Source organism: Streptomyces sp. NRRL S-495 (assembly GCF_000966955.1).
GTDB lineage: Bacteria > Actinomycetota > Actinomycetes > Streptomycetales > Streptomycetaceae > Kitasatospora > Kitasatospora purpeofusca.
Window position 1 is genome coordinate 1 of record NZ_JZWY01000087.1, and the last position, 7,997, is coordinate 7,997.

Genomic DNA, 7,997 nt, shown 5'->3' on the forward strand with positions numbered 1-7,997 from the left:
CGCCGCCGTGACCAGGGCGGCGGGCAGCCGGCGGCGCCACCACCCGCGGGTGCGGGCGTAGCAGGCGAGGAACAGCAGTGAACCCCAGCCGGCCACCAGGACGGCGCGCGGGATCGGGCCGCGGGTCAGCGGCCAGTCGATCGGGTTCCAGCTCAGAGCAAGGGAGACGGTGGTCATACGTTCGTCCCCGAACGCCTGGTGTCGGCCAGGAAGCCGTAGGCGACGACGTTGCCGTCGTAGCCCCGCTCCTCGCTGTAGCCTCCGCCGCAGGTGATCACCCGCAGCTGGGCGTCGGCGGCCTGGCGGTACACCCGGTCGTCCGGGAAGTCCTTTCGATCGTGCACTTCGATGGCGTAGAGCTGGTAGACCGCGGTGCGGCCGTCCTCGCGGAGGATCTCGATCCGATCCCCGCGGTGCAGCGCGCCCAGGTCGTAGAAGACGGCGGGCCCGCTGTGGTTGTCGACGTGGCCGGCGATGATGGCCGTGCCGCGCTGGCCGGGGGTGGCACCGTCCCGGTACCAGCCGGCGAGGTTTCGGTCCTCCTCGGGAGGGGTCTGGAGGTGGCCCTCCCGGTCGAGACCGAGGCCGGTGACCGGGGCGTCGAGCCGCACGGCCGGGATCCGGATCCTGGTCGGCCTGGAGGGTCCGAGCGGCGGCACCACGGAGACCGGGGCGAAGCCGGTGAGGGCCTGCCCGCTGCCGGGAGCCGGGGGGAGCACGGTGTGACCGCCGTCGGTGAGCAGCCACGCACCCAGCACGAGCGCGGCGCCGACCGCCAGGGTACCCGGCCACGGGCTCCTGCTCTGCTGGGCGCCCACCGGCGCTCCCCTCTGCTGACGTCGAACGGTTGCCGGTTTCTGGGAGATGTCTGAGAACAATGCAACCGGATCGGACCTTATGCCACATCCATACGATGGTCGTACTCGCTCCCCCCGTTCGGCAGGGTCCGAGGGGCTCGACATGGTCCGCGCGAGTGAGTCGTCACCGTGACGCCACGCTCCGGTCACCTGGCGGTTGTCCGATGCAGCGACGATCTCTTCATCTGACACTCAGGAACGTCATCACGGTTGCATCCTTCGGGCGATGAGTTCCGACCGTTCGTGGTGAAGCGTTGACCGCTTCCGATCACATGCCATGCTGACCCCGTTCACAGGCCTATCACCGCACTTGTCCCACCGGACCCCGGTCCGGCGGACGGTCGCGCGCGCCTGCCGTGCCACGCCCCCGCGCACGCCCCACGAACGGAGTGACCATGGACGCCCTCTCCCGCCGCACCCTGCTGGCCGCGGGTGCCGCCGGCGCCGCCAGCCTCGCCGCGGGCTGCGCGAGCCGGACCGATCCCGACGGCGGACAGGCGACCACTCCGGCCCCGGTCCCGGCCACCCCGGCCGAGGACCACGCGACGACCCCGACCGAGGCCGCCAAGCCCCCGATCACGCTGATCGGCGACGGCTCCACCTCGGACACCGGCCCGCAGCCGAACCAGCCCAGCCTCGAACCGCTTCGGCCCGGCCAGCGCCCGCCCCAGTTCGTCGTCCTCTCCTGGGACGGCGCCGCCGAGCTCGACAACGGCCTGTTCGCCCGCTTCCGCCGGCTCGCCCGGGAGCACAACGCGTCCATGACCTTCTTCCTCAGCGGCCTCTACCTGCTGCCCGAGGCGAAGAAGGACCTCTACCGCCCGCCGCAGCACAAGGTCGGCGCCTCCGACATCGGCTACCTCAGCGATCAGCACATCCACGACACCCTGGAGAACCTGCACGCCGCCTGGCTGGAGGGGCACGAGATCGGCACCCACTTCAACGGGCACTTCTGCGGCGCCAACGGCGTCGGCCAGTGGTCCGCCGAGGAGTGGGACAGCGAGATCGAGCAGGCGATGGGCTTCGTCACGAACTGGCGGACCAACACCGGCTTCACCGACCTGCCGGCGCTGCCCTTCGACTACCGCAAGGAGCTGATCGGCAGCCGCACCCCCTGCCTGGAGGGCCAGCGCAACCTGCTGCCCACCGCCGTCCGGCGCGGCTGGCGCTACGACAGCAGCGGCAACGGGACCCAGGTGTGGCCGCAGAAGATCCAGGGCGGCGCGCTCTGGGACCTCCCGCTGCAGTCCATCCCCTTCCCCGGACACACCTTCCAGGTGCTGTCGATGGACTACAACATCATGTTCAACCAGTGCGGCAGCAACACCAAGGCCGACCCGGCGCTCCACCCCGGCTTCCAGACCCAGGCCCGGGACGCCTACCTGATGGGCTTCGAGCGCGCCTACACCACCAACCGCGCCCCGTTCGTCATCGGCAACCACTTCGAGGAGTGGAACGGCGGCATCTACATGAACGCCGTCGAAGAGGTGATCAAGGCGATCGCCGACCGGCCCGAGGTGCGGATGGTGTCCTTCCGCCAGCTGGTCGACTGGCTGGACGCCCAGGAGCCGGCGCTGCTGCGCAAGCTGCAGGGCCTCGCCCCCGGCCAGGCACCGGCCGGGGGCTGGGAAACCTTCTGATTGTCGCCCGCTCCTGTGTGAGGGCCTCGGGGCGGGAGTCGTCGGCCCCGGCTCAGGCGGCCTTGCGGACCCGGCCGGAGACCAGGGCGCCGAGCAGCGCCACCCCGGCCATGACCAGGAAGATCACCGCGAAGGCGCCGGTCGAGCCGGCGCCCGCGGCGCCGTCGTGGACGGCGGCCACCGAGCCACCGCCCAGCGCCCCGAACAGCACCCCCGCCAGACCCATCAGCAGCACATTGCCCAGCGCGTCGCTCACCTGGAGCGAGGCCGAGTTGGCCCCGGCGTCCTCCGGCGTGGACAGCTTCATCATCAACACGCTGATGCTCGCCACCGCCAGGCCCATACCGATCCCGCCGATGCCCCAGGCCACCGCCGCCACCCAGGCGGGCACCGCCGGGACCAGCACCAGCGCTGCGCCCGCGATGGCCACCGCGGTCAGCACGAAACCGCCGCGGATCATCAGCGTCCGGTAGCGCTCCGCGCCCGGCCGGCCCTGGATCCAGGAGCCCAGCGCCCAGGACAGGCCGCCGCTGGTGAGGGTGAGGCCGGCCAGCGTCGGCGAGAGACCGCGCTCGGTCCTCATCATCAGCGGGATGAACGCCTCGGCCGCGAAGAACGCCCCGGCCGCGACCCCGCGCAGCAGGATCACCGTCGGCAGCCCGCGCCCGGCCCGCAGCGTCCCGGTCGGCAGCAGCCCCAGCACCGCCGGGAGCAGCAGCGCCACCCCCACGGCGGCCGGCAGCAGACCGGGCAGGTCGAGCCGCTGGCCCGCGTACTGCAGCAGACCGGCGCCGACCGCGGCCATCGCGGCCAGCCCGGTGCGGCGGCGGTCGAACGCGGCGCCCCCGAGCAGCGGCTGCTCCTTCCCCCCGCCTCCGGCCGGGGGGACCCCCATCGAGCGGCGCAGCGCCGGGCCCATCACCGCGAGCGGCAGCAGGATCAGCACCGGCACCGCGAGGAAGACCCAGCGCCAGCCGAGGTGCTGGGTGACCGCCCCGGCGACCAGCGGGCCGACGATCGAGGGCAGCACCCAGGCCGCGGAGAAGGCCGCGAAGACCGAGGGCCGCAGCCGCTCGGGGTAGGCCCGGCCGACCACCACGTACAGGGCGACGATCACCAGGCCGCCGCCGAGGCCCTGGAGCGCCCGGCCGCCCACGAAGATCCACATCCCGGGCGCCGCCCCGGCCACCAGCAGACCGGCGCCGAACACCGCGATACCGGTGAACAGCGGCCGCAGCGGCCCGCTGCGGTCGCACCACTGCCCGGAGACGACCAGGGCGAACAGGGTGGTGGTGAAGTAGCCGGAGAAGGCGAAGGCGTACAGCCCGAAGCCGTCGAGCTCGCCGGCGGCGACCGGCATCGCGGTATTGACGGCCGTCGCCTCGAAGGCGATCACCAGGACCACCGAGACGATGCCCAGGGTCAGCGCCCGGAAGCGGTCGCCCATGACCCCTCCGCCGGGGTCGGTCGATATCGGAACGGAGGCGGTGTCGGCCGACACGGGGGAGGCTGTGGTCATACGTATGATCGTAAGGCGCATCTGGCCCGATGGCCCCTGACCGTGGTCGTAGTTCCACTCCTCCCCCGGCCCTAGGACGGAAGGATCAGCGGCGGCTCGGCACGGGGCTCAGTGCAGCACCTTCAGGCCCACCACGCCGGAGACGATCAGCAGCAGGCAGCCGATCCGGGCCAGGGTCGCCGCGTCACCGAGCACGGTCATGCCGTACAGCGCCGTACCCACCGCGCCGATGCCGACCCAGACCGCGTAGCCGGTGCCGATCGGGATCGAGCGCATCGCGTACGCCAGGCCACCCATCGAGAGCGCCAGCGCGACACCGAACACCACGGTCGGGACCAGCCGGGAGAAGCCCTTGGAGTTCTCCAGGGCCACCGCCCACACCGTCTCCAGGACACCGGAAATGATCAGAACGAGCCAAGCCATGACGGTCGTACCTCCGCAGTCGGCAGCGGCCTGGTTGCCGCTGTCACTGCGCCGTCTTGTCGTGACCGGGTACGACGCGCTCGTCCGGGGCGGCCGCGAGGACCACCTGTTCCCGACCGTAGCACACCCGGTCGGGAATCCCGCCACACAGAATTTACAGAAGGATATTGACGCTGCGCCCGGCATTCCGCCAGACTGAATTCACCAACACGGCGAACGACGACAGGAGTCGGACATGGACAGGAAGACGGCGGCCCTCGCGCCCCGCACCTGCACCACCGCTCCCCGGTGTTGTCGCGCCTGTCGCTGCTGCCGCTGCGCCTGAGCGCACCCGCAGTTCCAGCCGCACCACCAGCCCCACCCCACGGCCGTGTGCCCGAGTGGTTTAGGGAACCGCCTGCAAAGCGGTGCACACGGGTTCGATTCCCGTCATGGCCTCCATAAAGACGAATTGCCGGTCCGGCCCCGAAAAGGCGCCGCCCGGCAATTCGTCGTGCTTTCCGAGGAAAAGCGCGGATGCCGGGTGATTCCGCAGATCCTGCGGAATCACCCGGTGCCACCGGCTCAGCCGGCGACGGCGTCCTCCGGGCGGATCGGCAGCCGGCCCACCGGCAGGCCGGTGGCGGCCCGGACCGCCGCGGCCACCGCCGCCGGCGCGGTCACGGCCGGCACCGCGCTGACCGCCTTGGCCCCGAACGGAGCCACCACGTCACGCTCCTCCAGCAGGGCGGCGACCCGGATCTCCGGGGTGTCCAGCGCGGTCGGCAGCCGGTAGCCGGTCAGCGAGGGGTTGGCCAGCAGGCCGCCCTCGGTGCGGAGGTCCTCCAGCAGCGCCAGGCCGACGCCCTGGGCGACCCCCGCCTCGATCCGGTCCTCGATCTGCCGCGGGTTCAGCGCCCGGCCGACCTCCTGGGCCACCGTCACCTCGACCACCCGGACCGCGCCCAGCTCGATGTCCACGTCCACCACCGCGCGCATCGCGCAGAACGCGATGGAGACGAAGGCGTCGCCCTGCCCGGCCTCGTCCAGCGGCTCGGTCGGGTGCGGGCGGCACTGCGCGGTCGCCCACAGCTCCTTGCCCTCCAGCGCCTCGGCCACCGGCATGCCGAGCACCCCGTCGTACGAGGTGATCTTGCCCTCGGCGATCTGCAGGAGCTCCACCGACATCCCGAAGTCGGCGGCGATCGGCTGGAGCAGCTGGTGGCGGACCATCAGCGCGGCCCGCTCGACCGCACCGCCGGACACCCAGGTGTGCCGGCCCCGGGCCGACGGCCCGGCCACCGCCTGGTCGCTGTCGGCGGGCGCGATGTACACCTCGCTGACGCCCAGCACGCTCTGCACGATCTGCCGGGCCAGCGTGGCGAAGCCCTGGCCGGCGTCGACGGCGGAGCAGATCACCGTGGCGTGGTCGCCGCTGACCCGCACCGTCGCGGTGGCGACCTCGTCCTCGCCCTCGGCGCCCAGCATGTGCACCATGCCCAGCGCGTAGCCGATCCCCCGCCGCACCGCGGCCGGGTCGCCCGCGCCGCCGGGCCCGCCCGGCAGCAGCCATTCGGCGTCCGGGTCGTCCACCGGCAGCGCCGGCAGCGGCTCCGCGGCCACGGCGTCCAGCAGCGCGGTCACCGGCGCCGGGCAGGTGACGGCCTGTCCGGTGGGCAGCGGGTCCCCGGTCGCCATCACATTGCGCCGGCGGACCTCCACCGGGTCCACGCCGATCCGGGCGGCCAGCTGGTCCAGCTGCGACTCGTAGGCGAAGCACGCCTGCAGCGCGCCCTCGCCGCGCATCCGGCCGGCCGGCGGGTTGTTGGTGCGCACCGCCCAGGCGTCCACGAAGACGTTGGGGCAGTTGTACGGGCCGACCGAGAAGGCGGTGGCGGCGGCCAGCGCCTCGGCCGAGACGTCCGCGTAGGCGCCGCCGTCCAGCAGGATCTGCGCCTCGACCTTCACCAGCGTGCCGTCGGCGTCCGCGTGGTGGCGGTAGCGCAGCAGCGCCGGGTGCCGCGAGGTGTGGGTGTGGAAGGACTCCTCGCGGGTGAGCGTCATCTTCACCGGACGGCCGGTGCGCAGCGCCAGCAGCGCCAGGGTGACCTGGAAGGAAAGGTCCTCCCGGTCGGAGGTGGCGCCGGGCACGCCGGTGACCACCAGCCGGACCCGGTCCGGCTCCAGGCCCAGGCAGGCGGCGGTGCGGTCCCGGTCGCCGTGCGGGTCGGTGGAGGAGAGGTGCAGCTCGACCCCGCCGTCCGGGCGCGGCACGGCCAGGCCGGCCTCGGCGCCGAGCGGGGCCGGGTCCTGCCGGCCCACCTGGTAAAGGCCCTCGACGATGATCTCGCCGGCCGCCTCCGGGTCGCCGGTGCGCAGCGGCAGATGGCGGAAGAGGTTGCCGTCCGGGTGCAGCGGCGGGGCGGTGAAGGCCTGCTCGGGGTCGGTGACGGCCTCCAGCGGCTCGTACTCGACGACGATCAGACCGACCGCGAGCCGGGCGGTGTCGGGGTGGTCGGCGGCGACCGCGGCCACCGGCTCGCCGTGGTGGCGGACCACCCCGGCGGCCAGCACCGGGCGGTCGGCGACGATCGGTCCGGACGGCGCGCCGTCCGGGCTGCCGTCCGGACCGGCCGGCAGGTCGGTGGCCGTGACCACCGCGTGCACACCGGGCAGGGCCAGCGCGGCCGAGGTGTCGATGCCGAGGATCCGGGCGTGCGGGTGCGGGGAGCGCAGCACCGCGCCCCACAGCAGGCCCTCGGCCCACAGGTCGGCGGCGTACGGGTAGATGCCGAGCGCCTTGGGCAGGGCGTCGCTGCGCAGCGGGGAGCTGCCCAGCCCGAACGGCTCCGTCGCGCCGCCCGCGTCGCCGTCCTGCTGGAGTGCTGCGCCGATGTCGGTAGGCGACGTCATGATGCGTGGTCGTCCTCGGGGAGCCGGGTGCCGTGGGCGGGGGTGGCGCCGTACGGGACGCCGGCCTGGGCGGTGCCCTCGGCCGGGGCGCCGTGCGGGGGTGCGGGGTCGTACGGCGTGCCGTGCGCGGGGGTGGCGGGGGTCTCGTAGACCGGGCCGTCGTACGCCGAGGCGGTGTCGTAGCCGGACTGCTGCGGGTAGCCGCCCTGGTCGGGGTAGCCGGTCCCGGGCAGGTAGGTGCCGTGCGCCGGGGTCGCGCCGGGGTACGGCTGCTGCTCGGGGTAGCCCTGGGCGGGGTAGAACCCGGACCCGTCGGTCTGCTGCGCCGGGACGTCCCGGACCGGGGCCAGCACGGCGGTGTCGTACACCCCGCTGTCGTAGCCGCCCTGCCCGTCGTAGCCCCCCCGGCCGTCGGGGGCGCCGGGAGCGGTGTGCCGGTCGGGAGCAGCGTGTCCGTCGGACCCGCCGTGCCCGTTCGGGGCGCCGTACCCCGTGCCGGTGCCGACCGGGGTGCCGGCCTGCTCGGCGCGCGGCTGCGGGACGTGCTCGATCCAGGTGTCCTCGGTGTAGACCGGGAGGTCGGCGGTCCGGGGTCCGGGGTCGGCGGGGGCGGCCGCGGGCACCGGCTCGGGGCTGTCTCTTATACACATCTCTGAGCGGGCTGGC

The 7,997-nt window shown here is 73.6% G+C and carries 5 protein-coding genes, 1 tRNA gene, 1 pseudogene and 1 riboswitch; of the genes and pseudogenes, 2 read left to right on the forward strand and 5 right to left on the reverse strand.

The features are described 5' to 3' along the window. Positions 1-173: 173 nt before the first annotated feature. Positions 174-818 (reverse strand): class F sortase, encoded by a 645-nt coding sequence (locus VR45_RS06365; protein ID WP_234325855.1) that lies wholly within the window; start codon positions 816-818, stop codon positions 174-176. Positions 819-1,252: 434 nt separating this feature from the next. Between VR45_RS06365 and VR45_RS06370 the strand changes: the two genes are divergently transcribed. Beyond that, positions 1,253-2,497 carry a lipoprotein gene (locus VR45_RS06370; RefSeq protein WP_045938691.1) on the forward strand — a complete coding sequence of 415 codons (1,245 nt, stop codon included), beginning with the start codon at positions 1,253-1,255 and terminating at the stop codon, positions 2,495-2,497. A 52-nt stretch (positions 2,498-2,549) separates the two neighbouring features. Here VR45_RS06370 and VR45_RS06375 read toward each other — a convergent pair whose 3' ends face one another. Continuing rightward, complete coding sequence (locus VR45_RS06375) at positions 2,550-4,016, reverse strand: MFS transporter (RefSeq protein WP_045938692.1); 1,467 nt, start codon at positions 4,014-4,016, stop codon at positions 2,550-2,552. Positions 4,017-4,124: 108 nt separating this feature from the next. Beyond that, positions 4,125-4,439 carry an SMR family transporter gene (locus VR45_RS06380; RefSeq protein WP_045938693.1) on the reverse strand — a complete coding sequence of 105 codons (315 nt, stop codon included), beginning with the start codon at positions 4,437-4,439 and terminating at the stop codon, positions 4,125-4,127. Positions 4,440-4,484: 45 nt separating this feature from the next. Next, positions 4,485-4,549: riboswitch (guanidine-III (ykkC-III) riboswitch) on the reverse strand. Between the two features lie 256 nt (positions 4,550-4,805). On the opposite strand from VR45_RS06380, the gene VR45_RS06385 reads away from it, so the two are divergent. Further along, positions 4,806-4,880 (forward strand) — tRNA-Cys (locus VR45_RS06385). A gap of 123 nt (positions 4,881-5,003) precedes the next feature. On the opposite strand, the gene VR45_RS06390 is transcribed toward VR45_RS06385, so the two are convergent. Next, positions 5,004-7,331 carry a xanthine dehydrogenase family protein molybdopterin-binding subunit gene (locus tag VR45_RS06390; protein ID WP_078896275.1) on the reverse strand — a complete coding sequence of 776 codons (2,328 nt, stop codon included), beginning with the start codon at positions 7,329-7,331 and terminating at the stop codon, positions 5,004-5,006. Beyond that, positions 7,328-7,997, reverse strand: a pseudogene (locus VR45_RS06395) (hypothetical protein); the annotation flags it as partial. The gene VR45_RS06390 and the pseudogene VR45_RS06395, both read right to left, overlap by 4 nt.

Bases quoted from the DNA above. Each gene is read 5' to 3' on its own strand.
- VR45_RS06390 (WP_078896275.1), bottom strand. From the start codon at position 7,331: ATGACGTCGCCTACCGACATCGGCGCAGCACTCCAGCAGGACGGCGAC.
- VR45_RS06380 (WP_045938693.1), bottom strand. From the start codon at position 4,439: ATGGCTTGGCTCGTTCTGATCATTTCCGGTGTCCTGGAGACGGTGTGG.
- VR45_RS06375 (WP_045938692.1), bottom strand. From the start codon at position 4,016: ATGACCACAGCCTCCCCCGTGTCGGCCGACACCGCCTCCGTTCCGATA.
- VR45_RS06370 (WP_045938691.1), top strand. From the start codon at position 1,253: ATGGACGCCCTCTCCCGCCGCACCCTGCTGGCCGCGGGTGCCGCCGGC.